The 22,570-nt window shown below is 70.2% G+C and carries 26 protein-coding genes; 16 read left to right on the top strand and 10 right to left on the bottom strand.

The genetic code is table 11. From position 1 onward, the window contains the following. The first annotated feature begins 37 nt into the window (after positions 1-37). The 3 genes from ACZ5PB_RS27345 (at position 38) to ACZ5PB_RS27335 (ending at position 1,020) form a co-directional block, all read left to right on the top strand. Positions 38-238: a hypothetical protein gene (locus ACZ5PB_RS27345; RefSeq protein WP_468694523.1), complete on the top strand. Its 201-nt coding sequence runs from the start codon at positions 38-40 to the stop codon at positions 236-238. Continuing rightward, positions 235-405: a hypothetical protein gene (locus tag ACZ5PB_RS27340; RefSeq protein ID WP_468694521.1), complete on the top strand. Its 171-nt coding sequence runs from the start codon at positions 235-237 to the stop codon at positions 403-405. Before ACZ5PB_RS27345 ends, ACZ5PB_RS27340 begins: the two co-directional genes overlap by 4 nt. A gap of 72 nt (positions 406-477) precedes the next feature. Continuing rightward, positions 478-1,020, top strand: a complete 543-nt coding sequence (locus ACZ5PB_RS27335; RefSeq protein ID WP_468694520.1) for a DapH/DapD/GlmU-related protein — start codon at positions 478-480, stop codon at positions 1,018-1,020. A gap of 92 nt (positions 1,021-1,112) precedes the next feature. On the opposite strand, the gene ACZ5PB_RS27330 is transcribed toward ACZ5PB_RS27335, so the two are convergent. Next, entirely contained in the window at positions 1,113-1,970 is an 858-nt protein-coding gene (locus tag ACZ5PB_RS27330; protein ID WP_468694519.1) for an inositol monophosphatase family protein, read from the bottom strand. A gap of 83 nt (positions 1,971-2,053) precedes the next feature. Here ACZ5PB_RS27330 and ACZ5PB_RS27325 point away from each other — a divergent pair, with 83 nt between their 5' ends. After that, the gene (locus ACZ5PB_RS27325) at positions 2,054-3,262 is read left to right on the top strand and encodes a cytochrome P450 (RefSeq protein ID WP_468694517.1); all 1,209 of its coding nucleotides are present in this window, start codon (positions 2,054-2,056) and stop codon (positions 3,260-3,262) included. Here ACZ5PB_RS27325 and ACZ5PB_RS27320 read toward each other — a convergent pair. Next, complete coding sequence (locus ACZ5PB_RS27320; RefSeq protein WP_468694516.1) at positions 3,245-3,685, bottom strand: hypothetical protein; 441 nt, start codon at positions 3,683-3,685, stop codon at positions 3,245-3,247. The two genes, ACZ5PB_RS27325 and ACZ5PB_RS27320, sit on opposite strands and share 18 nt — an antisense overlap. Before the next feature lie 236 nt (positions 3,686-3,921). On the opposite strand from ACZ5PB_RS27320, the gene ACZ5PB_RS27315 reads away from it, so the two are divergent. Beyond that, positions 3,922-4,344 (top strand): hypothetical protein, encoded by a 423-nt coding sequence (locus tag ACZ5PB_RS27315; RefSeq protein ID WP_468694515.1) that lies wholly within the window; start codon positions 3,922-3,924, stop codon positions 4,342-4,344. A gap of 89 nt (positions 4,345-4,433) precedes the next feature. Here the strand turns inward: ACZ5PB_RS27315 and ACZ5PB_RS27310 are convergent, their stop codons facing one another. From ACZ5PB_RS27310 to ACZ5PB_RS27300, 3 genes are all read right to left on the bottom strand, one after another. Further along, positions 4,434-5,321 carry a glycosyltransferase family 2 protein gene (locus ACZ5PB_RS27310; RefSeq protein ID WP_468694513.1) on the bottom strand — a complete coding sequence of 296 codons (888 nt, stop codon included), beginning with the start codon at positions 5,319-5,321 and terminating at the stop codon, positions 4,434-4,436. A gap of 39 nt (positions 5,322-5,360) precedes the next feature. Then, positions 5,361-6,182 (bottom strand): alpha/beta fold hydrolase, encoded by an 822-nt coding sequence (locus ACZ5PB_RS27305; RefSeq protein WP_468694511.1) that lies wholly within the window; start codon positions 6,180-6,182, stop codon positions 5,361-5,363. 160 nt (positions 6,183-6,342) lie between these two features. Beyond that, positions 6,343-6,654, bottom strand: a complete 312-nt coding sequence (locus ACZ5PB_RS27300) for a hypothetical protein (protein WP_468694509.1) — start codon at positions 6,652-6,654, stop codon at positions 6,343-6,345. 50 nt (positions 6,655-6,704) lie between these two features. Between ACZ5PB_RS27300 and ACZ5PB_RS27295 the strand changes: the two genes are divergently transcribed. Next, positions 6,705-7,556: a serine hydrolase gene (locus ACZ5PB_RS27295; protein ID WP_468694507.1), complete on the top strand. Its 852-nt coding sequence runs from the start codon at positions 6,705-6,707 to the stop codon at positions 7,554-7,556. A gap of 28 nt (positions 7,557-7,584) precedes the next feature. Here ACZ5PB_RS27295 and ACZ5PB_RS27290 read toward each other — a convergent pair whose 3' ends face one another. After that, complete coding sequence (locus ACZ5PB_RS27290; protein ID WP_468694505.1) at positions 7,585-8,022, bottom strand: VOC family protein; 438 nt, start codon at positions 8,020-8,022, stop codon at positions 7,585-7,587. A gap of 40 nt (positions 8,023-8,062) precedes the next feature. Between ACZ5PB_RS27290 and ACZ5PB_RS27285 the strand changes: the two genes are divergently transcribed. From ACZ5PB_RS27285 to ACZ5PB_RS27275, 3 genes are all read left to right on the top strand, one after another. Continuing rightward, entirely contained in the window at positions 8,063-8,662 is a 600-nt protein-coding gene (locus tag ACZ5PB_RS27285) for an NADPH-dependent FMN reductase (RefSeq protein WP_468694503.1), read from the top strand. A 242-nt stretch (positions 8,663-8,904) separates the two neighbouring features. Then, complete coding sequence (locus ACZ5PB_RS27280) at positions 8,905-9,357, top strand: hypothetical protein (RefSeq protein ID WP_468694501.1); 453 nt, start codon at positions 8,905-8,907, stop codon at positions 9,355-9,357. A gap of 62 nt (positions 9,358-9,419) precedes the next feature. Then, positions 9,420-9,713 (top strand): hypothetical protein, encoded by a 294-nt coding sequence (locus ACZ5PB_RS27275; protein ID WP_468694499.1) that lies wholly within the window; start codon positions 9,420-9,422, stop codon positions 9,711-9,713. 45 nt (positions 9,714-9,758) lie between these two features. Here the strand turns inward: ACZ5PB_RS27275 and ACZ5PB_RS27270 are convergent, their stop codons facing one another. After that, positions 9,759-10,340: a TetR/AcrR family transcriptional regulator gene (locus tag ACZ5PB_RS27270; RefSeq protein WP_468694497.1), complete on the bottom strand. Its 582-nt coding sequence runs from the start codon at positions 10,338-10,340 to the stop codon at positions 9,759-9,761. 129 nt (positions 10,341-10,469) lie between these two features. On the opposite strand from ACZ5PB_RS27270, the gene ACZ5PB_RS27265 reads away from it, so the two are divergent. Next, the gene (locus tag ACZ5PB_RS27265) at positions 10,470-11,924 is read left to right on the top strand and encodes an MFS transporter (RefSeq protein ID WP_468694495.1); all 1,455 of its coding nucleotides are present in this window, start codon (positions 10,470-10,472) and stop codon (positions 11,922-11,924) included. 298 nt (positions 11,925-12,222) lie between these two features. On the opposite strand, the gene ACZ5PB_RS27260 is transcribed toward ACZ5PB_RS27265, so the two are convergent. Further along, a complete protein-coding gene (locus ACZ5PB_RS27260; RefSeq protein WP_468694493.1) occupies positions 12,223-14,274 on the bottom strand; it encodes a prolyl oligopeptidase family serine peptidase in 2,052 nt (683 codons plus the stop codon). Between the two features lie 97 nt (positions 14,275-14,371). Then, positions 14,372-14,668 carry a hypothetical protein gene (locus ACZ5PB_RS27255; RefSeq protein ID WP_468694491.1) on the bottom strand — a complete coding sequence of 99 codons (297 nt, stop codon included), beginning with the start codon at positions 14,666-14,668 and terminating at the stop codon, positions 14,372-14,374. A gap of 153 nt (positions 14,669-14,821) precedes the next feature. Here ACZ5PB_RS27255 and ACZ5PB_RS27250 point away from each other — a divergent pair, with 153 nt between their 5' ends. Both ACZ5PB_RS27250 and ACZ5PB_RS27245 read left to right on the top strand, forming a co-directional pair. Then, positions 14,822-15,466 (top strand): hypothetical protein, encoded by a 645-nt coding sequence (locus ACZ5PB_RS27250; RefSeq protein WP_468694489.1) that lies wholly within the window; start codon positions 14,822-14,824, stop codon positions 15,464-15,466. A gap of 10 nt (positions 15,467-15,476) precedes the next feature. After that, on the top strand, positions 15,477-15,938 hold the full coding sequence (locus ACZ5PB_RS27245) for a GNAT family N-acetyltransferase (protein ID WP_468694487.1): 462 nt from the start codon (positions 15,477-15,479) through the stop codon (positions 15,936-15,938). On the opposite strand, the gene ACZ5PB_RS27240 is transcribed toward ACZ5PB_RS27245, so the two are convergent. Next, entirely contained in the window at positions 15,908-16,921 is a 1,014-nt protein-coding gene (locus ACZ5PB_RS27240) for an SMP-30/gluconolactonase/LRE family protein (RefSeq protein WP_468694485.1), read from the bottom strand. The genes ACZ5PB_RS27245 and ACZ5PB_RS27240 overlap by 31 nt on opposite strands. Positions 16,922-17,029: 108 nt before the next feature. Between ACZ5PB_RS27240 and ACZ5PB_RS27235 the strand changes: the two genes are divergently transcribed. From ACZ5PB_RS27235 to ACZ5PB_RS27220, 4 genes are all read left to right on the top strand, one after another. After that, positions 17,030-17,521 carry a pyridoxamine 5'-phosphate oxidase family protein gene (locus tag ACZ5PB_RS27235; RefSeq protein WP_468694483.1) on the top strand — a complete coding sequence of 164 codons (492 nt, stop codon included), beginning with the start codon at positions 17,030-17,032 and terminating at the stop codon, positions 17,519-17,521. Between the two features lie 106 nt (positions 17,522-17,627). Further along, a complete protein-coding gene (locus tag ACZ5PB_RS27230) occupies positions 17,628-20,147 on the top strand; it encodes an ATP-binding cassette domain-containing protein (protein WP_468694481.1) in 2,520 nt (839 codons plus the stop codon). A gap of 441 nt (positions 20,148-20,588) precedes the next feature. After that, positions 20,589-21,788, top strand: a complete 1,200-nt coding sequence (locus tag ACZ5PB_RS27225; protein WP_468694479.1) for a sensor histidine kinase — start codon at positions 20,589-20,591, stop codon at positions 21,786-21,788. 33 nt (positions 21,789-21,821) lie between these two features. Continuing rightward, positions 21,822-22,565, top strand: a complete 744-nt coding sequence (locus ACZ5PB_RS27220) for a response regulator (protein ID WP_468694477.1) — start codon at positions 21,822-21,824, stop codon at positions 22,563-22,565. Positions 22,566-22,570 lie beyond the last annotated feature (5 nt).

The following is a 22,570-nucleotide window of genomic DNA, read 5'->3' as shown; positions in this document are numbered from 1 at the left end:
ACACCCCATCTCCTCCCGCGCGTCGATGAGCTCCCGCGTGATCCGGTCCAGCCTCAACGCCGCCTCCAGGTCGAACGCCGCACCCTTGAGCGGGAGTTGGCGATTCCCGCGAAACGCAGCGAAGGGCGCGGCCGGTGGGGCGTCGAGGAGCTTCACCATCGGGAGGACGGCCTTCGGCACGGAGGTGGCGAAGAGCGCGAAGGACGCCTTCGCCAGGGCGCACTGCGCGACGGCGTGACCGAGGCCGACATCGCACCGATCGCCGCGATGCTCGACGCGGTCATGCCGCTCCCCGGCGAACCGCCGTCCGATTCCTGGCGGCGCTACCTCGCGATCGTCCTGGACGGACTCCGCACCAATCCGGAGACCCCGCGCCTCCCGCTCCCAGCCCTGGGAACACCCTGACCGACACCACCCCGCCACATGCGACGATCGCCGCACGAATCAGCGCCCCCCGCCCCCCGAAAGGACCGCGGCATGTCCAGCGACCGCCTCATGCGCATCCACAGCCCCGAGTTCCAGGCCATGGCCGAACGGGTGCTGCGGGTCACCGAGTTGACCTCCCGTCTGAACGTCCTTCCCTTCGAGGACGAAGCAGGCAAGGCGAAGCTGTTCGAGCAGATCCTCGGCAAGCCGCTGCCGCCGAAAGTCACGATCTACCCGCCCTTCTACACGGACCACGGGCTCCATCTCGACCTGGGCGAACGGGTGTTCATCAACCAGAACTGCACGTTCCTGGACTACGCGGGCATCCGGCTCGCCCCTCGCGTCATGGTCGGCCCGAAGGTCACGTTCATCACCGGCGGCCACCCGGTCGACCCCGAGGAGCGCCGCCTCTACCTCACCGGCGCGCCGATCGACGTGGCGGAGAACGTGTGGATCGGCGCCGGTGCCACGATCCTGCCCGGTGTGAGCATCGGCCGTGACGCCGTGATCGCCGCAGGCGCGGTCGTGGCCGACGACGTGCCTGCGGCGACCCTGGTCACGGGCAACAAGGCCACCGTGCAGCGCAGTTGGTAGAGGTAGGTAGTCAGGCAGACAGGCAGACAGGTCGGTCCGGAGCCGCCTCGGACCCCGGGCCCCGGACCGTGCCGCGCCGCCCCTCGCCGCGCTCAGCCGTCCCGACGAATCATCGACATCAACTGCCGGTGCGTCTCCAGGTCACCAGCGACCACAAGCCCGCGCCCACCCCCGCCCGCACCTTCGCCCCCGACCGGAACGCCGTCGACCCCGGTGACCACGCACCCCGCCGCCTGGCAGAGCGCGATGCCCGCCGCGAAGTGGACGCTCCCGGAGAGGTCACCGCCATCGGTGACGTACGCCGCACGCTTCCCGGCTGCGACCCAGGCCAGCGCCAGCGTCGTGGACACGACCCGCGGCCGGAAGTTCGCCACGAACTCCTCCTCCGCCAGCAGGTTCACGGCCCTGAAGCCGGGTGCACCGGGAAACGGCGGGTCCAGGTTCACATCGACCAGCCGGGTGTCGCCGGTGGGCACCAACTTGGCATCGACACCGCCGTCCCGTACCCAGGCACCCACACCATCGGTGTGGAAGACCTCGCCGCTGAACGGGTCGGCCACCGCCGCCGCGCCACCGCGCAGCGCCACGTTGACCGCCACGAGCATGTTCCCGACCGCGTAGTTGAGCGTCCCGCACAGCGGATCCACCAGCCATTCCCGGTCTGCCCGCGCGGCGCCCTGCCGTCCGCCCTCCTCCCCGAGTACGGAGTCGTCGGGCCGCGCGGCGCGGAGAACTTCGAGAATCGCCTTCTCGGCGGCGAGGTCGGCACCGGTGGCGAAGTCACCCGCCCCCTTGTCCACGCGGTCGAGCTGCTGTCCGTACATGGCCCGTACGACATCGGCCCCGGCGCGCGCGGCGGCGACGGCCACCCCGGAATCGTCAAGTCCTCTATAGGAACTTGCTGAACCCGCAGAACCCGCTGAACCGGCTGAACGCGATGAGTTGCTCATCGTCACAGAATACGAACCCCCGCTCGAACCGCCCAGGAGGGCCGGGCCTGTTCCTACGCCACGAAGACGGCTAACGTCCCTGCATGAACGCTGTTTTCGACCCGTGGTCACCAGAATTCCTCGCCGACCCGTACCCCGCCTACGCCGAGCTGCGCGCCCGGGGCCGGGTGCACTGGTTCGAGCCGACCGGACAGTGGCTGGTACCGCACCACGCCGACGTATCGGCCCTCCTGCGCGACCGCCGGCTCGGCCGCTCGTACCAGCACCGCTTCCGCCACGAGGAGTTCGGCCGCACCGCACCGCCGCCGGAGCAGGAGCCCTTCCACACCCTGAACGACCACGGCATGCTCGACCTTGAGCCCCCGGACCACACCCGCATCCGCCGCCTGGTCTCCAAGGCGTTCACCCCGCGCACGGTCGCACAACTCCAGCCGTACGTGGAGCAGTTGGCGTCCGAACTCGTCGGGGACCTCGTCGCCGCCGGCGGCGGCGACCTGCTCCAGGCCGTGGCCGAGCCGCTGCCGGTGGCCGTGATCGCGGAGATGCTCGGCATCCCGGAGGCGGACCGGTCTCCGTTGCGCCCCTGGTCGGCGGACATCTGCGGCATGTACGAGCTGAACCCGTCGCAGGAGACCGCGGAACGGGCCGTCCGCGCCTCGCTCGAATTCTCCGCGTTCCTGCGGGAGTTGATCGCCCATCGCCGCGAGGCCCCCGGCGACGACCTGATCTCCGGCCTGATCGCCGCCCACGAGGACGGCGAACGCCTCACCGAGCAGGAAATGATCTCCACCTGCGTCCTGCTCCTGAACGCCGGCCACGAAGCCACGGTCAACGCCACCACGAACGGCTGGTACGCCCTCTTCCGCAACCCGGAGCAACTGGCCGCCCTGCGCGCCGCCCCCGAAGCCCTCCTCCCCACGGCCGTCGAGGAACTCATGCGGTACGACACCCCGCTCCAGCTCTTCGAGCGCTGGGTACTCGACGACATCGAGATCGACGGCACCAAGATCGAACGGGGCGCGGAGGTCGCCCTCCTCTTCGGCGCCGCCAACCACGACCCGTCGGTCTTCACCGACCCGGCGAGCCTGGACCTGTCCCGCCCCAACAACCCCCACATCTCCTTCAGCGCGGGCATCCACTACTGCATCGGCGCTCCCCTGGCCCGCCTGGAACTCACCGCGTCGCTGCGCGCGCTCCTGACCCAGGCCCCTGACCTGCACCTGGCAGCAGAGCCGGAACGCAGGCCGAACTTCGTCATGCGCGGCCTCAAGTCACTACCGGTCAAGCCCTGACCCACCCGCCTCGCCCGCCCCGCGCAGCTGCCGGTCAAGCAGGTGACGTAGCCGCGCAGAGGCACCCGGAAGAGTTCCGAGCCTCCTCACCTCGTCCGCATCGAGCTCGGGCCGGGCGGCGAGGGCGAGTACGGCAACGTACGGCCGTTCGCCCTCCTCCAGTTTCGCCGCAACGGCGGCGAGGACCGCTCGGAGCACGACGGCGTCCGCACCGGGATGCTCTGCCAGCAGACGAAGCAGCCTGTTGTCGTTCCAGACGCTGTCCCGGGCCGCACACAGTTCCCGAAGGGTCTCGGGCGGAGTGTGCGGATTGGTGGCCAGGGCCTGCCACACGAAGGGGTACGGGCTCTGCGCCAGACGTCGCAGAACGAGGCCGTCCGTCGCGTGGTGCGCCAGTGCGCGGTAGTCGGCAGGCGTGGGCAACGGGTGGCCTCTCCGGAGGGTCCAGGGGGAACAGCGGGGTCAACACGGCAGGGTGAGGTCGGCATCCTGCCACTGGTGCTTACCTCGGAGGTAATTGCCGCCCTTCCCTGGGCCCGCCTACCTTCGGCACTGGTAGGCGGCCCCACGCAGAGAAGCCGCTTCCGTTCCCGGTCAACTCCCTTGCGCACGGCCCCTTGCACACGGTCCCTTGCGCACGACACGAGAGGAAGACGGCAATGGCTTCGACGCAGTACGGCGGGGTTGTCCCGGCCACGACGACGACAGGATCCGACCGTTTCGCGAGGCTGACGCTCCAGGTGGACGCGCTGGTCACCGGCCTCAACGGCATCGCCTACCTCGCGCTCGCCACCGTCCTCGACCCCTTCTTCGGTATCGAGGCGTCGCTCCAGTACCCGATCGGGGCGTTCCTGTTCGTCTACGCGCTGGGAGTGCTGGCCCTCGGGACGCGTAAGGAGATCAGCCGTACCGGACTGACGTCGGTCATCGTGGCGAACCTGGTGTGGGTCGTGCTCAGCCTGGTGGTCGTGATCTCCGGCGTGCTGTCCCCGACCACCGTCGGCGCGGGCTGGATCGTGTTGCAGAGCTTGGCGGTCGGCGGATTCGCCGCTGTCCAGTACGTCGCGCTCAAGCGGATGTGACCTCGTCCGGACTACACGAGACGAGGACACGGGACGACGACACGGGACGGCGACACGAGACAGCGACACGAGGCCAGGTCAGGGGGCGGTCAGAGGATCGGCGGCCGCCCCAGCCTCGTCATCCGCCAGACCGTCCCCCACCTCATCGGCCTCCGCTCCCCGCAGTCCCTCCGGACCCCCTCGACGAACCCCCCGCACCACGCCCGCAGCCCCGCGACCGACCGCATGCGTACGACCGTGATCCCGATCCAAACCCCCAGGTAGACCGGCACCAGCACCGCCGGAAGCCTCCTCCTCGCGAGCCAGACCCGGTTGCGTGCGGTGTACCGGTAGTGCGCCGCGTGCCGGCTCGGCGATGTCCGGGGGTGCTGCAGCACGAGTCCGGGCTCGTAACGGATCCCCCATCCCGCGTCGAGGCACCGCCACGCGAGGTCCGACTCCTCGTGCCCGAAGAAGAACTCCGCAGGCCAGAGCCCGGCCTCTGCCAGCATCCGTACGGAGAAGGCGTGGCCGCCGCCGAGAAAGGCCGTCACCGGCCCGCCCTTCATGGGGTCACCGGCACGCAACCGTGGCACCCAGCGCCGCTCCGTGTGCCCGTGCTCGTCGGCGACCCGAAACCCGACGATCCCCAACTCCTCTTCCTCTGCGAAGAGTTGCCGGACCTTGCGGAATACGTCATCGGCGATGAGCAGCCCGTCGTCGTCCAGTTCGACGACGACGTCCACCTCACCCGACTCGCACAGCGCCCGCAGTCCGACGTTGCGCCCGCCGGGACACCCGAGGTTCTCGTCGAGGGGGATCTTGGTCAGGGCACCGGCCGGAAGGACGTCCGGCACATCGGTGAGCGGAGTGGCATTGCCCACCAGCACCACCTTCGCCGGCACGTCCTGTTTCGCCACCGAGACGAGCAACGCCTCCAGCTCGCGCGGGCGGTTGCCCATGGTCACGACGACAACGCCCATACGCGGCAACGGCACGGCAGCGGACTCCCTTGGTCGGCGGAGGGGCCGCCGATGTTAGCGGTTCCACCGGCCTACGGCGGCCAGCAGAACGGCGGCGGTACGCGCGGGATCCTCCAGCAGGGGCGAGTGTCCGAGCCCGGGCAGCAGCTCGACCCGCGCGCCCGGAACGGCGAGGTACTCGGCGGCGGACGAGGACCGCCACCTGCGGTCCGCCTCGCCGAAGATCACCAGTAGCGGCCCCCCGAAGAAGCCCTTCAGCCGGTCCGGGAGCGCCTGTTGCGCCAGGTAGTCGCGGGTGGCCTGCATCGTCGCGGTGAGCGAGTGGAGGGTCATCCGCCGTACGTCGTCCAGCAGTTCGGCCGGGACCTCGTACCCCTCCCGGCTGAAACCGGTGCTCGCGAACGCGCGGAGCTGCTCGTCGGTCGGCGGCCACTGCGAGAGCCCGGCCGAGTCGGCGGCCGGTGCGATGAAGGCGTGCATACCGGGTCCGGTGTTGATGAGGACGAGGGCGCCCACCAGCTCGGGCCGCTGCTCGGCGAGGGCGGTGGCGACGACGCCCCCGCTGGAATGGCCCACGACCACGGCACGCCCGACACCGAGCCGGTCCAGTGCGGTGCCGACGCGGCGGGCCTGGTCGGGGAGGGCGTAGCTGCCGTCGGCGGGTTTGGCCGAACCGCCGTGCCCCAGCAGGTCGACCCGGATGACGCGGTGGGACTTGGTGAGGAGGGGCACCAGCGGGTCCCATGAGCGGGTCGAGGATGCGGATCCGTGGATGAGGAGGAGTACGGGGGCGTCGCGGGGGCCGTCCTGGGACACATGGAGGTCGCCGGTGCGGAGCCCATCGGGCTCTTCGAGTCGTTCGTCGGAGGAGTTCATGGGCTCACTGTCGCGGCGCACCCCCACCCACGTATTGAACGAATGTTCCACTCGGTACGAGGCGGAGCCGCCGGTGGACCCGAAGATGGCGTGGTCCTGGCACCGTACGACGAACTCGCGTGGCCCGGCCGGGCAGCGTCCCGCGCAACCACGCGCGCGCTCACTCGGTCAGGGCCCGGCGCTGTGCCGGGCTGAGGCGGTCCGGTCTCGCGGTGAGGGTGTACGTGTCGGGGCCGGTGGCCACCTGGAGGGCGAGCGGGTCGGCGATGCCGGGTTGATTCCGGATGGTGTTCAGTGCGGCGGTGGCCCGGTCCTGCGACCAGCCGAGCGCGGCGGCCAGGGTGCCCACGGTGACGGGCCGACCGGCGTGCACCAGGGCGGCGAGCACGGTGAGCGCGTCGTACACGGCGTCCTCGGTAAGGGCGCCGCCGCCGTCCATCTGCGTGCTGAGCCGGGCGAAGAACCGGCCCATCTTGCGGAGCCGGACTGGAGGTCCACGACGGCGCACCCTGGGACACGGTCATGCGCGACCGCCTCTTCACCCCCATGGGCCTCACCAGCACTCACACCCGCCACGACCAGGTGGACGGATCCCGGGCAGCGACCGGCCACTTGATCCGTTCCCTCGACGAGGGCCCCATCGTCACGCCGATGGACCACCTCCCCCGCGACTACGGCCCCGGCGGCAACATCACCTCGACCGTCCGCGAGGTCCTCACCCTCGCCCATGTCCTCCTCAACGACGGCACGGCACCGAACGGGAAACGCATCGTCTCGGCCAACTCCCTCCGCGAGATGCTGACTTCACGCGTCCCGATCCCGGATCCCTACCTGTTCGGACCGCACTGGGCACTCGGCCTCATCGTGTGCGACTGGCAGGGCGAGACGGTCTACGCGAGCGACGGCAGCACCATCGGCCAGAACGCCCGGCTCCGCCTCCTCCCGGACTCCCGCACCGCCCTGGTGCTCCTCACGAACGGCAGCCCCCGCGAGAGCTTCTACCACCGGACCTTCAACGAGATCCTGACCACTCTCGGCGCACCCACCGCCCCGGACCTGCCCACCCCCCACCCGGCCCTCAACCTCGAACTCTCCAGGTACGTAGGCGTATACGAACGCCCGGGCACACGCTACGAGGTGACCGCCGAGGACGGGAAGCTCCACCTGACCCTGGACGTGGACCCGCTCCAGGCGGAGTTCCTCCGGAAGCCGTCCCGCATCACCTACGACTTGCTCCCGGTGAGCAGGACCCACTTCCTGATGCCGCCGACGGACCCGCTGGAGGACACCCGGACCGTGGCGCTGTACGACTTCACCGACGGCCGGGCCCGCTACCTCCACACCAACGCCCGCGTACACCCGCGCTCGAAGTGACCACAAGCCCCGGTCCAGAAGTCCCGCCTCAGCTCTTCTTGAGCTCCTCGGCGAGCATCACGAGGATGCCGCTGGGGCCGCGGAGGTACGTGAGCTTGTAGACGTCCGCATACGTGGCCACACCGCGCAGCGGATGGCAGCCGTGCTTCGCGGCGGTCGCGAGGGCCGCGTCGAGGTCGTCGACCGAGAAGGCAACGCGGTGCATGCCGATGTCGTTGGGGCGGGTGGGCTCCGACTCGATCGCTTCGGGGTGGATGTACTCGAAGAGTTCGAGGCGCCCCTGGCCGTCGGGGGTCTGGAGCATGGCGATCTTGGCGTGGTTGCCGTCGAGGCCGACGGCGGTGTCGGTCCACTCACCACTGACCGTGTCACGGCCGAGGACCGTGAGGCCGAGGTCGGTGAAGAACGAGATCGCTGCTTCGAGATCGCGAACGGCGACGCCTACGTTCTCAAGTTTGATGCCCATGCGGCGCATGCTACCGAGGCGGACTGAGTAGGTTGGCGCAATGTCCATACAGCCACAGCCACAGCCACAGCCCGTACAGCCGCAGCCGCAGCCGCAGCCCATACAGCCGCAGCCCATGATCCTCCTGCTCTCCGGCAGCATGCGCGTCGGCTCCTCCAACGAGTCCGTACTGCGCACCGCACAAGCAGTCGCCCCCTCGCACACCCGCACCGTCCTCTACGACGGCCTGGGGACACTCCCGCACTTCAACCCCGACGACGACACGGACCAACTCCCCGCCCCTGTCGCCGAGTTGCGCGCGGCGATCAGCGAGGCGGCCGCGATCCTGATCTGCTCCCCGGAGTACGCGGGTACGCTGCCCGGTTCGTTCAAGAACCTGCTGGACTGGACGGTCGGCGGCACCGAGATCTCCGACAAGCCGGCAGCCTGGATCAACTCGGCCGCCCCCGGCCGGGGCGAGGGCGCGGAGGCCACGCTGCGGTCGGTGCTCGGATACACCGGCGCCGCCGTCGTGGACGCGGCCTGCGCGAGGATTCCGCTGGACCGCCGGTCGATCGGAGAGGACGGCCTCATCACCGACAAGGCGATCCGGGACCAACTCACCGAGCTGATGACACTCCTGGTCTCCCCGCAACCGTAACGCTCGACGGCAATCGGAAATCGGAAATCGGAAATTCCATCCCTTCTCTTTTCGTATTTCCCGAACAGAAAATGATTCCCCACCACGAAGCCAGAGCCAGCAAAGGCATATTGGGACAAAGTCCCGACGAATAATCTTTCGAGCGCCTGCGTGCCTCCTCGATGAGAGAGCACCGGAACCGACACTCTTGGTTCCGGTGATCGAAAGTCGATCACCGAATCCTCACGAGGAAAGGTGGCACCATGCGTTCAACTGTGAAGCGAATTCCGGCAGTCGCTCTGATGACGACCATGCTCGGCGCCGTACAGATCGCCGGTTACGCGCCGTCCGCGCAGGCGGCCGAGGGAATCAATTTCCAGCAGCTCCTCAACGGAGAGCGCCTTCCGGACGGCGACGTCGTCCAGGCGACCGTCCTTCCCGGCGGTGCGGCGCCCGGTCAGATCTCGATCCAGCTGAAGCTGTCCGGGGTCACCTGGTGGAAGGGCATCCAGACGGGGCCCATCGTGCTCTGCCAGGCCCAGGACAACCAGCAGTCCTCCAGCGCCCAGGTCTCCGTCGACGACTTCAACGCGCACGGGCTTCAGCTGTGGAAGGCCAAGACCTTCGGCGTGCACACGGAGATGTACAACGTTGTCGACGCCACGGAGAAGATGTCCGGCGGAAACGCCTACATCTTCATCTGGACAAAGGACTAGCCCGGTACTGGTACCACCCCACGCAGTCCTTTTCCACGCATCGAAACAAGTGAGGCCGTCCCATGAATTCAGTCGCCAAACGACTCGCCACCGCCGTCCTGATGACGGCACTGCTGACCCCCGCGACCGGTGTGCACACCGCAGCGGCGAGCACGCCCGAGTCCGTCCGTACCGCGCCCGTCGCCAAGGTCGTGAAGGCCCCCGGAACGGAGTGGACGTTCTACGCCGCCTTCGCGACGGCGGGCGCGTGCTGGGCCAAGGCCGCGTCGTACAAGAATGAATACTGGTGGGTCGATGCGACCACCTGTGTGTTCAATTCCGCGCAGAACAGCTGGTTCATGTTCTACGAGGCGTAGGAGAACAACGCCCCTGACCCGGAGACCGGTTCAGGGGCTCACCCCTCAACTCCGGGGCAACAGCAGGCGGTCGACCAGTCCGCCGATGTACTCCGGGGTGAGCGGGCCCACGCCGAACAGGACGCGGATGTACATCGGGGCCAAGACGTGGTCCAACACCTCCAGCGCGTCGGGGGCTTGCTCGCCGCGTTCGTGGGCGCGGTCGAGCATGGACTGGAGTTGCCGGGTGCGTTCGGCGCGCAGGCCGGCTCCCGCGGCCAGGCCCTTGCGGCCGCCGGCGGACAGGGCGACGGCCAGATGCAGTACCGCTGGGCCGTCGGGGCCGGTGATCTCGCGGGCCACGTTGGCCGCGTACGTGTGCAGGTCACCGGCCAGGCTCCCGGTGTCGGGCATCGGCGACTGCGCGTTGAGGCGGGTCAGCGCCACTTCGCTGAGCAGGGCTTCGAGACTTCCCCACCGGCGGTAGATGCTGCTGTCAGCCACGCCCGCGCGGGCCGCGACGTCGCCGACGGTGAACTTGCCGTAACCGCGCTCGCTGATCAGGTCGGTGACGGCCTGGTGCACCTCCGCGCCGATACGGGCGCTGCGCCCGCCGGGCCGCCGGGCTCGCTGTCGCTCCTCGTTCATGCTCCCCACCTTAACGCAGTTGAGACTTGCGTTTACGTGTCGCCCCTCTCTACAGTCCCCACTGCCCGCTAACGCAGTCATCGACTGCGTTAGCGGTACGACTGGTGAACACGAGGAAGAGGAGTCCCCATGGCTGCTGCATCACATGCGGCGTCCCCAGGCGGTCGATCGAGCCGGGCCGTGCTGCTCACGGTGACCTGCCTGGGCCAGTTCATGGTCCTGCTCGACAACACGATCGTGGGAGCGGCGCTGCCCGACATGCAGCACCGGCTGCACACCCAACTGACCGGTCTGCAGTGGATCGTTGACGCGTACGTACTGCTGGTCGCCATGCTGCTGCTGTCCGGCGGCATCTTCGCCGACCGGTTCGGCCGCAAGCGGGTGTTCCTGACGGGTGTGGTGGTGTTCACCGCCGCGTCCGTGCTGTGTGCCCTCGCGCCCTCGCTCGGGTGGCTGATCACCGGGCGGGTGCTCCAGGGCATCGGGGCCGCGGCACTGAGCCCCGCCTCGCTGGCGCTGCTCGCCGCCGCCTACCCCGTACCGCAGGAACGGGTCAGGGCGATCGGGCTGTGGGCCGGGCTCAGCGGAATCGGTCTGGCCGCGGGCCCCGTGGCGGGCGGCGTACTGACGGACGTCTTCGGCTGGCCCGCCATCTTCCTGGTCAACCTGCCCATCGGCGTGGTCCTGCTGGCGCTCGGTCTGCGCACCCTCGACGAGACCCGCAATCCGGGCGCGCCCGCGATCGACGTCCCGGGGACGGTGCTGTCCGTTCTGGGGGTGGGGGCGCTGACGTACGGGCTGATCGAGGGCGGGGCCCGGGGCTGGACGGCGCCGGTGATCATGGGCAGCTTCGCCGCCGCGGTGCTCCTCCTCGCCGCGTTCGTCGCCGTCGAGGGGCGTCGTGCCGCTCCGATGCTGCCGCTGCGGCTGTTCCGGGAGCGGCTGTTCACCGTGTCCAACACCGCGATGGTCGTGGTGGGGTTCGCGCTGATGGGTTCGTCGTTCTTCTTCTCCCAGTTCTTCGTGTACGTCCAGGACAGCTCGATCCTGCGTGCCGGGCTGCAGACGCTGCCGGCGACGCTCGCGATGGTGGTCGTCAGCCCGTACGCGGGCAGGCTCGCCGCCCGGTACGGCTTCCGGGTCGTGGTCACCACCGGCCTGGCCCTGGCCGGTCTGGGCCTGCTCGCGCTCGGCATGGTGCATGCCGACACCGGCTACGGGAACGTGTGGTGGCGGCTGGGAGTCATCGGCATCGGCTTCGCCCTGACCATGTCGCCCCTGACGGGCGCCGCCATGCAGGCGGTCAGCCCGCAGGAGGGCGGCCTCGCCTCGGGCATCAGCAGCACCACGCGGCAGATCGGGGCGGTGCTGGGCGTGGCGGTGCTCGGAGCCGTAGTCCGTACGCAGCAGTCGGGCGGCGCCTCGTTCGAGACGGGCCTCAACAGCGCCTTCGCAGCGGCGGGCGCGATCACTTTGGCCACTGCCGTGTTCACGGGGCTGCGGCTGTCGAAGTCCAAGCCTGCGGGGGGCACGGAAGCCACGGCGGCACCGCGACGACGTTTCAAGGCACCGGTGACGAGGTAGGAGACGCCGCCTCGCGAGCAACGTCAGCGCCTGCACCCACGCTTGCGCGGTGCCGTGTCGATGACTTCGGCGAGGTGCGCCGTCGGCCACGATGGGCCCGACGGAGCCCCGGCACGGCACGCCGGATGTCCAGCTCCGCCAGAGCTTCGGCCGCCCATTGGCGAACGGTGGAGTCCTCGCTCGACAGCAGGCCGATCAGCGAGTGCTGGGCCTCCTCCGCCAATCCGCCCGATTCCGAGTCCAGTTCAGCGACCCGGAGCGCGATCACGCCGGACGTACTGCCGTCCATGGCTCCTCGTCACTCACCGCCGGCCAGCCTGGTCCGCAGGAACTCGTACTTCAGGGCCTGGAGCCTCGCGGACTGGGCGTTGTCCGCCGCGCTGCTGTGGCCGCCGCTGGTGGTTTCGTGGAAGAGGACCTCGTGGCCCTGGGCCCGCAGGAGTGCGGCCGTCTTGCGGGCGTGGGCCGGGTGGACGCGGTCGTCGCTGGTGGCGGTGTAGAGGAAGGTGGGCGGGTACGTGCCGTCCGGGCGGATGTGGTGGTACGGGGAGATGGCGTCGATGTGGGGGCGGTCGGCGGGGTCGTCCGGGTTGCCGTACTCGGCGGTCCAGGAGGCGCCCGCGAGGAGCAGGTGGAAGCGGCGCAGGTCCAGGATGGGAGCGCCGATGATCGCGGCGCCGAAGAGTTCCGGGTAGCGGGTGAGCATGGCGCCGATGAGCAGGCCGCCGTTGCTGCGGCCCTCGATGCCGAGTTGGGCGGGGGTGGTGAGGTTCCGGGCGACCAGGTCCCTGGCCACCGCCGCGAAGTCCTCGAAGGCGCGCGGCCGGTCGGCCTTGAGCGCGGCACGGTGCCAGGCCGGGCCGTACTCGCCGCCGCCACGGATGCCCGCGATGACGTACGTACCGCCCTGGGCCAGCCAGCCTCGCCCGCGCAGTGCGCTGTAGCCGGGGGTGAGGGAATGCTCGAAGCCGCCGTAGCCGTAGAGGAGGGTGACGCCGGGGCCGGTGGGGTTGGCGGGGCCGATGACGAAGTACGGGACTCGTGTGCCGTCGTCGGAGGTGGCGAAGTGCTGGCGTACGGCGAGGCCTTCGGTGTCGAAGAGGGCCGGGGATTGCTTGAGTTGTTCCAGGCCGGTGTCGTCGGTGGCTTCGCCCCGGTAGAGGGTCGGGGGCTGGAGGAAGCCGTCGACCGCGAGGAAGTACTCGTCGCTGTCGGGGTCCGTGCCGGTGATCGCGGCGGAGGCCAGTGGGGGGACTTGGGTCAGGGGGCGGCGGGTCCAGGGGCGCTCGGCCGGTGCAGGGGTGAGGATCTCGATGCTTGTGCTGACGTCCGTCAGGGCTTCCAGGATCAGGTGGTTACGGGTCCAGGAGTGGCCGGACAGGGCGGTGCGGGCCGTCGGGGTGAACAGGACCGTCGCCTCGCGGGCGCCCGCCAGGAACTCCTCGAACCCGAACGCCAGGAGCGAGCCCGCCGGATGCCCGAGCCACTCGCTCTTCGGGCTCACGACCAGCCACTCGCGGTGGGCGTACGCGCCCGCGTCGTCCGGTACGTCGATCTTGATCAGACGGTCGCCCTCGCCCAGCAGGTAGAGGTCGCTGCGCCAGAAGTCCCGGTGTACGGAGAGGAAGTCGCGCTCGTATCCGGGGGTGGGGTCGTGCCATGCCGTCGCGGAGAGGTCCTCGCGGTCGGCCTCGAAGACGAGGGCGGACTCGGCGAGGGGCGTGCCTCGGCGCCAGCGGCGTACGGTGCGCGGGTAGCCCGAGGCGGTGAGGGAGTCGGGGCCGAGGTCCGCGCCCAGGTAGACGGTGTCCTCGTCGATCCAACCGATACGGGTCTTGCCTTCGGGCACGCGGAAGCCTGGGGCGGGGTCGGCATCGGCGTCGGCGTCGGCCGGGACGAACTCCCGCGCTTCCAGATCGAATTCGCGTACCACCACCGCGTCCGTACCCGACGGGGACAGCCTGACCAATGCCCGCGTGTGGTCGGGGTAGCGCACCCGGGCACCGTCCCAGACCCAGTCGACGCCCTCCGCCTCGGCCAGCGCGTCGATGTCCAGCACCGTCTCCCACACCGGGTCCTCCGTGCGGTACTCCGCCAGCGTCGTGCGCCGCCAGACGCCTCGGACATGGGTGGCGTCCCGCCGGAAGTTGTAGAGCAGCTCGCCCCGTCGGCGTACGTACGGAATGCGCCGGACGTCGTCCAGTACCTCGCGAAGCTCACCCGCCCGCTTCGTGAACTCCGGCCCCTCCAGAACGCGTTCGCACTCCGCGGTGCGCTCCCGCACCCAGGCGAGCGCGTCCGGTCCTTCGATGTCCTCTAGCCACAGGTACGGGTCGTCGTCAGCGATCATGACTCCGAGTATGGCCCTCCGGCCGGACGGCCGGTAGCGATCGGTGCCTCGGAGGCGTCGAGGGCGCCCGCATCCACGACCAACACGCGTCAGGGCATCAGGGCGAGCAGACGGCGGGTGGCTTCGCCACGTACCAGTCCGCCCAGGCCGACCCTTCGCGTGCGACGGCACGCCGCAGCGCCGCCTCCGGGTCGTCGTGCACGTACACGACGGTGACGTGAGCGGGCTCCACGGCGTGGACCAATTCCGCCCCGTCGGCGAACTCCTCGAAGTGGTCGACCGAAGCACCGGTCCCGGCGGATCCCGCCGTGCCGGTGAGCCATTCGTTCAGCACCCGGCACGAGGGGGACTTGCCCACGCCGGGGCTGCTCCCGATGACGGAGATGAGGTGCACGGTCCGATCACTTGGCCCGGCCATCACGTCAATCTCGCACCGCCCCCTCGACCGACGCCGTCCCGGACCCGGTCGACGCCCTCCGCCTCGGCCAGGCCCGCCGACCCGGCGGCGGACGGCTGCGGGCGCGGGGCCGCGCCGTACGCTCCGCATATGCACCTCCCCTTCCCCCACCACCTCGTCGAGGCCCGCATCGGACTCGACCTGCTCACCCCCGACCAACTCATTACTCAGGCGGAACAGTTGGGTTTCGTCGTACTGGATCCGTACTCGGTCCTGGTCTCGCGGCACGCGGACGTGGGCGCGGGCACCGTGCTCTACCCGGGCGCCGTGATCGAGTGCGATGCCCGCAGTACGTGCGTACTTGGCCGGGGCAACACCCTCCACAACGCGACCCGTATCGCGGCCACGGACGGCGGGTCCGTCCGGATCGGTGCCGACGGCCTCTTCGGCGAGGGCGGTACGCAGATCAAGGCCGTCGGCACAGGCTCGGCCATCGCAATCGGCGACGGCGTCCGTCTCATGAACGGCGCCGAGGTCACCGGTACGTCTCTGCTGGGCGACGGCACCCAGATCCTCGGCCCGATCCAGGCCCGCTCGGTCGACCTCGCCCCCGGCGCACCCCACACCCACCCGAACCCCGACCAACGCGGCGCGGTCCTCAAGGGGTTGGGCCGCGCGCGGGGCATTCGGCTGGGGCGGGGCGAAGTGGTCAATGGGCTGGGCGACTTCGAGAAGGCGGCGGTGGAGCGGCAGCGGGCCTACCATCCGGGCGCGCCGGGAGGGCCCGCCGTCTAGCATGTAAGACATGAATAGGCAGAGTGACTCTTACGAGCTGCGTTCCGGTGTGCCCTCCGTCGAGGTTTTCCGGCGGTTGCGTACGGACGCCGGGTTGTCCGATCGTGCCGCCGAGGCCGTGGCGCTCGCGTTGCCGAACACGTGGTTCGGCGTTGTGGTCGAGCACGGTGGGGAGCCGGTCGGGATGGGGCGGATCATCGGGGACGGTGGAACCGCGTTCCAGATCGTCGACATCTGTGTGAACCCCGCCCACCAGGGGCGGGGCCTCGGCAAGCTCATCATGGGCGCGCTCACCGAGGAGTTGGAGCGACGGGCACCGGCCACGGCGTACGTGTCGCTGATCGCGGACGGACCCGCTCGCTTCCTCTACGAGAAGTTCGGTTTCGCCGATACGGCCGAGCACGGTTCGGTCGGGATGTACCGGGTGATGGCGGGTGGAGGTCAGGGGGCGGCGCCCGACGGGACTTCGTAGATCCTGCCGTCGACGCCTGCCCGGTAGAGCTTGCCGGCCGTGAAGCCCTCGGCGCCACGGCCGTAGGTGACCTGGGTGGAGAGGTGCAGGCCCGACTGGATGGTGCAGAGACGGCGCTCGGACCCGTCCTGCCCCACAGGCCCCTCAAGTCGCCAGATCTGGCCCGCCGCGTGGGTGGCGATCAAGGGGCGGCCCTTGCCGTCGAGGGTCAGTCCGTCGGGGAGGGCCAGGACGTCGGAGGGGGCTGCGGAGATCCAGCGTTGCGGGTGGGCGGGGTCGGCGACGGGGATGCGGTAGACGCCCGGGGCGACGGTCGTCTGGACGACGTAGAGGTGCGTGCCGTCGGGCGACACGGCGATTCCGTTCGGCTGCGGCACTCGGGACCAGACCGGGTCGACCTTGCCGTCCGGGGTGACCCTGCCGATGCCCTGGCCGCCGAGGGTCGTCGTGTACACCGTGCCGTCGGGCGCGAGGGCGACTCCGTCGATGCCGCCGAGGCCCGAGGCGTACGCGGAGACCTGCCCGGAGCCGGGGTCGACGAGCAGGAGCTCCGAACGGGGCAGGAAGTCGCCGGTGAGGGAGTGCCAGGCGTCGTTGCCGGTGCCGACGAGGAGTTTGCCGTCGTCGCGGACGACCACGCCGCCGTTCGCGCCGATGTTTCCGGTGAGGGGCTTGGGGGTGCTGCCGGGGGCGTCGATGCGGTAGACGCGACCGCTGAAGTACGCGGTGGCGAACATGCGGCCGTGTCTGTCGACGGCGATCGACTCGACCCAGTCGGGTATGTGCGCGACCTGGACCGGGGCGGGCGCCCGCGTGGTGTCGGGGCAGGCGGGTGCCGCGTGCGCGGGGGCCGGTGCCGCGGGTACGAGGAGGAGTCCGGCGGCTGCGGCCAGGGCGATCAGCGGCGCGAGACGGCGGCGGGGCTTGCGGCGTAAGCGGGAGCGAGTGGGCGGAGTGGTCGGAGTGGTCGAGTTCGTCTGCATGTGGCGGCTGTTCCCCTTCGTATCGGTGGCACCCGGCGCGCAGCAGTATCGACCAAGGATCAGAATTGGAGAAGCGCTGGTCGTGGGGCCGGACCTAATCTGTGCCGCATGGACCTCACTGCTCCGCACACCGACGCCCGGCCAGCCGCCCGCCCCGGCCCCCGGCCCGCCGCCCAGCGCCGGCTCGACACCGAGCACCGGCTCGGGCACGACACGGACCTCTGGGTGGCCAGTGCCTCGGCGGACGGTGTGCCGTATCTGGTGCCGCTGTCGTTCGACTGGGACGGCGAGGCCCTGCTCCTGGCCACGCCGGCGAACAGCCCGACGGGCCGGAATCTGGCGACCGGCGGGACTGCCCGGCTGGGACTCGGACCGACCCGCGACGTGACCATGATCGAGGGCGTGGTCGAGGCCCTGGAGATGGATGAGCTGCCGAGGGAGCAGGCCGACGGGTTCATCGGGCGGACCGGGTTCGACCCGCGCGCGGAGAGTACGACGTACCGCTGGTTCCGTGTCCGGCCGGTACGCATCCAGGCCTGGCGCGAGTCGAACGAACTCTCCGGCCGCGAGTTGATGCGTGAGGGCAAGTGGCTGGCCTGACGCCTGGCCGCGCCACCTCCGAACAAGACCGGACATACCCGAAATACCGCACGCGTCAGTCGTACTGTCGGACCCCGACAGCACTCGTACACCTCAGGGAGACACGATGACCAGGGCCAGGAAGACACCGGACTCACCCTCGCCCGCGCGCAGGACCGCGCCCGCACGCAAGGCCCCGGTCGCACGCAAGGCCGCGCCCGCACGCGCCCGCACGTCCGCCGCTGCCTCCGCCGCCACCGCTGCTACCGCTGCCACCGCTGACACCTCCGCGCCGCGCACCGCCGACAGCCACGACACGATCCGGGTGCACGGCGCGCGCGTGAACAACCTCAAGGACGTCAGCATCGAGATCCCCAAGCGCCACCTCACGGTGTTCACGGGGATCTCCGGGTCCGGCAAGAGCTCCCTGGTGTTCGACACGATCGCCGCCGAGTCGCAGCGGCTGATCAACGAGACGTACAGCTCCTTCGTGCAGGGGTTCATGCCGACGCTGGCGCGCCCCGAGGTCGACGTGCTGGACGGGCTGACGACGGCGATCATCGTCGACCAGCAGCGGATGGGGTCCGATCCGCGTTCCACCGTCGGCACCGCCACCGACGCCAACGCGATGCTGCGCATCCTCTTCAGCCGGCTCGGGAAGCCGCACATCGGCTCGCCCGGCGCGTACGCCTTCAACGTCCCCTCGGTCCGGGCGAGCGGTGCGATCACCGTCGAGCGCGGCGGAAAGACCAAGGCGCAGAAGGCGACCTTCCAGCGCACGGGCGGCATGTGCACGCGCTGCGAGGGCCGCGGCTCGGTCTCCGACATCGACCTCACCCAGCTCTACGACGACTCGAAGTCGCTCGCCGAGGGCGCGTTCACCATTCCCGGCTGGAAGTCGGACAGCCAGTGGACCGTACAGGTCTACGCACAGTCCGGCTTCGTGGACCCGGACAAGCCGATCAGCCGCTACACCAAGAAGGAGCTGCAGGCCTTCCTCTACGGCGAGCCGACCAAGGTGAAGGTCAACGGCGTCAACCTCACCTACGAGGGCCTGATCCCCAAGATCCAGAAGTCGTTCCTGTCCAAGGACCGCGAGGCGATGCAACCGCACATTCGCGAATTCGTGGACCGGGCCGTCACGTTCACCACCTGCCCCGAGTGCGAGGGCACCCGGCTGAGCGCGGAGGCGCGCTCCTCGAAGATCAGGAAGGTCAGCATCGCGGACGCGTGCGCGATGCAGATCAGTGATCTGGCCGAGTGGGTACGGGGGCTGCGCGAGCCTTCGGTGGCACCGCTGCTCACCGCTCTCCAGGGGACCCTCGACTCCTTCGTGGAGATCGGTCTCGGCTATCTCTCGCTCGACCGGTCCTCGGGCACGCTGTCCGGCGGCGAGGCGCAGCGCGTCAAGATGATCCGGCACCTCGGCTCCTCGCTCACCGATGTCACGTACGTCTTCGACGAGCCGACCACGGGGCTGCACCCGCACGACATCAGCCGGATGAACGACCTGCTGCTCCGCTTGCGGGACAAGGGCAACACGGTCCTCGTGGTGGAGCACAAGCCGGAGACGATCGCCATCGCCGAGCATGTGGTCGACCTCGGTCCGGGGGCGGGCGCGGCGGGCGGCGCCGTCTGTTTCGAGGGCACGGTGGACGAGCTGCGCACCGCCGACACCCTCACCGGCCGGCACTTCGACGACCGGGCCAAGCTCAAGGACGAGGTGCGCGAGCACACCGGCGTACTGGAGGTGAGGGGTGCGACATCGCACAACCTCCAGGACGTGGATGTCGACATCCCGCTCGGCGTACTGACAGTGCTGACCGGGGTGGCCGGCTCCGGAAAGAGCTCGCTCATCCAGGAGTCGGTGGCGGGCCGGGAGGGTGTCGTATCGGTCGACCAGGGTGCCATTCGCGGGTCGCGGCGCAGCAATCCGGCGACGTACACCGGACTGCTCGACCCGATCCGCAAGGCGTTCGCGAAGGAGAACGGTGTGAAGCCGGCGCTCTTCAGCGCCAACTCGGAGGGGGCCTGCCCGAACTGCAACGGCGCGGGCGTCATCTTCACCGACCTGGGGATGATGGCCGGGGTCACGACGACGTGCGAGGAGTGCGAGGGCAAGCGGTTCCAGGCGGCGGTGCTGGAGTACCACCTCGGCGGGCGCGACATCAGCGAGGTGCTCGCGATGTCGGTGACGGAGGCCAAGGAGTTCTTCGAGGAGGGCGAGGCACGCACCCCGGCCGCGCACCGGATCCTGGAACGCCTGGCGGACGTGGGCCTCGGCTACCTCACCCTGGGCCAGCCGCTCACCACCCTCTCCGGCGGCGAACGCCAACGCCTCAAGCTGGCCACGCACATGGCCGAGAAGGGCGGCGTGTACGTCCTCGACGAACCGACCGCCGGCCTGCACCTCGCCGACGTCGAACAACTCCTGGGCCTGCTGGACCGGTTGGTCGATTCCGGCAAGTCGGTCATCGTGGTCGAGCACCACCAGGCGGTCATGGCACACGCCGACTGGATCATCGACCTGGGCCCGGGCGCCGGCCACGACGGCGGCCACATCGTCTTCGAGGGCACCCCGGCGGACCTGGTGGCATCGGCGAAGACGCTGACGGGCCAGCACTTGGCGGAGTACGTCGGGGGCTGAGGCAGGCGGCTGCCGCGCAGGACGAGTCCGGTCGCGTCACCGGGCCCGGATCTCCCCCACGGATCCCCTGGCGGCCCGGTGACGCCCGTACGTGCCGCAGTGCAGCGCCGCTCGCGCCGCGCCGTCCCCCGCACTGCTTGTCGCAGAAGGTATGCGCGGGGCGGTGGTGGGCGCGTCCCGCGGTGGGTTGATCTCCGGCTGCAACCAGCGTGGTAGGCCGCTTCCGTCTGCAACCAGCGTGGTACGTCGCGCCCGGCCGCAACCGGCGTGGTAGGTCACCCGGTTGACGTTCGGCGTGTGCCACCCGCTTACGCTGCGTCGATGCGGATCCGTTCTCCTTTCGTACGACGTCGGCAGAGCGGCTCCCGGGGGCCGCTCGGCGCCCTCCGCACACCTGGGCTCCCGCGGCCCGATTCCCGGTACCTCGATCCCCTGCTCGCCGTGGCGCAGGCGACCGTTGCCGTGTTGCTCGGGCAGGAGTCCGTGCGGCAGGGGTGGCCGGCGCTCGATCTCCTCGGGTACGTGCTGCTGGGCGTCGCCACCCTGCCGGTCGCCTTCCGGACCCGTATGCCGGTCGTCAACTGCCTTGTTGTGCATGTGGGTTGGTTCGCGTACGTCGCGGCCGGGTACTGGCCCGTCGCCGCCTGCACCGGGCCGATGCTCGCCGTGTACACCGTCGCCTCGCTGCGTCCCACCCGTACCTCCGTGGCCTGCGCGGCCCTGATGCCGGCCGTGTGGATCTACGGCGGGCTGCTGGAGCCCGAGTCCTCCATGCCCTCCGTCCTCGCGCAGGCCCTGGTGTGGCCCGCGGCGGTGTGGCGGTTCGGGTTCACCGCCCGGCGGTCCGCCGAACTGGCCCGCTACCTCCGCGCCGAGCAGAAGGAGCGGGCACGCAGGGAAGTGGCGGCCGAACGCGGGCGGATAGCACGGGAGTTGCACGATGTCGTCGCCCATCACATGTCGGTGATCTCCGTACAGTCCGGGCTCGCCCGCTTCGTCCTGGACTCCGATCCGCCGACCGCGCGCGCCGCCCTGGCCACGATCTCCGGCACCAGTACGGAGGCCCTGGAGGAGATGCGCAGAATGCTGCGGCTGCTGCGTTCCGACGAGGACGAGGGAGACCGCCACCGCGACAGCCCCGGCCGTTCCGTGGGGGACGACGCTCCCGACGCACCCATGCCCGGGCTCGCGCGGCTCGCGGACATGGTGGAGCGGATCCGGAGCGGGGGCATTCCCGTCGAGTTGCGGGTGGCGGGCGATCCGCGTCCGCTCGCGCCCGGGGTGGAGCTGTGCGCCTACCGGGTGGTCCAGGAGGCCCTGACGAACGTCGTCAAGCACGCCCCCGCCGCCGCCACCCTCGTACAACTGCGGTACGAGGCACATGAAGTGGCCGTCATCGTGACAAATGGCGCACCGCCGGCCGAAGGGGTTGCCGTACCCGGCGACGGACCGGCCGGAAAGCGCCTCACCGCGCATTCTCCGGGCGGCCACGGCTTGATTGGAATGCGCGAGCGCGCCAAGCTCTACGGCGGAACGATCAACATCGGCCCGCACGGTGACGACGGCGACGGCTACGAGGTCCGCCTCGTCCTGCCGACCTCCCCACGGGCCGTTCGACGGGAGGACGACCCCACGCCATGAGTACCCCCGGGCGCGTCGCATGACAGCGGTCGCATGACAGAGACAGCCGCCGCTCGGGTGCTGGTTGTTGACGATCAGTTCCTCATCCGGGCCGGACTGGTCGGCCTGTTGCGCGCCGCTCCCGGCTTCGAGGTGGTCGGCGAGGCGGGCGACGGTGCCGAAGCCGTCGAACTCGCCGGTCGGCTGCGGCCCGACGTCATCCTGATGGACATCCGGATGCCCGGCATGAGCGGCATCGTCGCCACCGAGAAGATCCTCGCCGAGGCCGTCGACCCGGCCCCTCGGATCCTCGTACTGACGACCTTCGATCTCGACGAGTACGTGTACGGGGCCCTGCGCGCCGGGGCGTCCGGGTTCCTGCTCAAGGACTCCGGGCCGGAACGGCTCCTCGCGGCGGTCGCTGCCGTACGGGGCGGGGACTCGCTCTTCGCGCCGAGCGTCACGCGCCGCCTGGTCGAGGCGTTCGCGCAGCGCGCCGAGGGGGAGAGGGAGAGGGCTGAGGCTGCGAGCGATGCGCGTGCCGGCGAGCTGCCCGCCCTGCCTCCCTTGTCGCCGCCCGCCGATCTGGAGCTGCTCACCGACCGCGAGGTGGAGGTGCTCCGGCTCGCCGCGCACGGACTGTCCAACTCCTCCATCGCGGAACGGCTGTTCATCAGCGGCGCCACCGTCAAGACCCACCTCAACCGGGCGATGTCCAAACTCGGCCTGGCCAGCCGCGCCCAGGCCGTGGTCGTGGCGTACGAGACCGGGCTGGTGACACCGGGCGGGGGCGGCTGAGCCCC

Source organism: Streptomyces sp. NPDC032721, from assembly GCF_055579625.1.
The sequence above is the reverse complement of the archived record's forward strand: the minus strand, read 5'-3'. Positions and strand labels throughout refer to the sequence as shown.

Coding starts and splice junctions, on each gene's coding strand:
- ACZ5PB_RS27280 (WP_468694501.1), top strand. CDS start 8,905: ATGCGTTCAACTGTGAAGCGAATTCCGGCAGTCGCTCTGATGACGACC.
- ACZ5PB_RS27245 (WP_468694487.1), top strand. CDS start 15,477: ATGAATAGGCAGAGTGACTCTTACGAGCTGCGTTCCGGTGTGCCCTCC.
- ACZ5PB_RS27315 (WP_468694515.1), top strand. CDS start 3,922: ATGGCTTCGACGCAGTACGGCGGGGTTGTCCCGGCCACGACGACGACA.
- ACZ5PB_RS27250 (WP_468694489.1), top strand. CDS start 14,822: ATGCACCTCCCCTTCCCCCACCACCTCGTCGAGGCCCGCATCGGACTC.
- ACZ5PB_RS27335 (WP_468694520.1), top strand. CDS start 478: ATGTCCAGCGACCGCCTCATGCGCATCCACAGCCCCGAGTTCCAGGCC.
- ACZ5PB_RS27330 (WP_468694519.1), bottom strand. CDS start 1,970: ATGAGCAACTCATCGCGTTCAGCCGGTTCAGCGGGTTCTGCGGGTTCA.
- ACZ5PB_RS27300 (WP_468694509.1), bottom strand. CDS start 6,654: ATGGGCCGGTTCTTCGCCCGGCTCAGCACGCAGATGGACGGCGGCGGC.
- ACZ5PB_RS27305 (WP_468694511.1), bottom strand. CDS start 6,182: ATGAACTCCTCCGACGAACGACTCGAAGAGCCCGATGGGCTCCGCACC.
- ACZ5PB_RS27240 (WP_468694485.1), bottom strand. CDS start 16,921: ATGCAGACGAACTCGACCACTCCGACCACTCCGCCCACTCGCTCCCGC.
- ACZ5PB_RS27230 (WP_468694481.1), top strand. CDS start 17,628: ATGACCAGGGCCAGGAAGACACCGGACTCACCCTCGCCCGCGCGCAGG.
- ACZ5PB_RS27285 (WP_468694503.1), top strand. CDS start 8,063: ATGTCCATACAGCCACAGCCACAGCCACAGCCCGTACAGCCGCAGCCG.
- ACZ5PB_RS27325 (WP_468694517.1), top strand. CDS start 2,054: ATGAACGCTGTTTTCGACCCGTGGTCACCAGAATTCCTCGCCGACCCG.
- ACZ5PB_RS27290 (WP_468694505.1), bottom strand. CDS start 8,022: ATGGGCATCAAACTTGAGAACGTAGGCGTCGCCGTTCGCGATCTCGAA.
- ACZ5PB_RS27275 (WP_468694499.1), top strand. CDS start 9,420: ATGAATTCAGTCGCCAAACGACTCGCCACCGCCGTCCTGATGACGGCA.
- ACZ5PB_RS27260 (WP_468694493.1), bottom strand. CDS start 14,274: ATGATCGCTGACGACGACCCGTACCTGTGGCTAGAGGACATCGAAGGA.
- ACZ5PB_RS27265 (WP_468694495.1), top strand. CDS start 10,470: ATGGCTGCTGCATCACATGCGGCGTCCCCAGGCGGTCGATCGAGCCGG.
- ACZ5PB_RS27270 (WP_468694497.1), bottom strand. CDS start 10,340: ATGAACGAGGAGCGACAGCGAGCCCGGCGGCCCGGCGGGCGCAGCGCC.
- ACZ5PB_RS27235 (WP_468694483.1), top strand. CDS start 17,030: ATGGACCTCACTGCTCCGCACACCGACGCCCGGCCAGCCGCCCGCCCC.
- ACZ5PB_RS27220 (WP_468694477.1), top strand. CDS start 21,822: ATGACAGAGACAGCCGCCGCTCGGGTGCTGGTTGTTGACGATCAGTTC.
- ACZ5PB_RS27295 (WP_468694507.1), top strand. CDS start 6,705: ATGCGCGACCGCCTCTTCACCCCCATGGGCCTCACCAGCACTCACACC.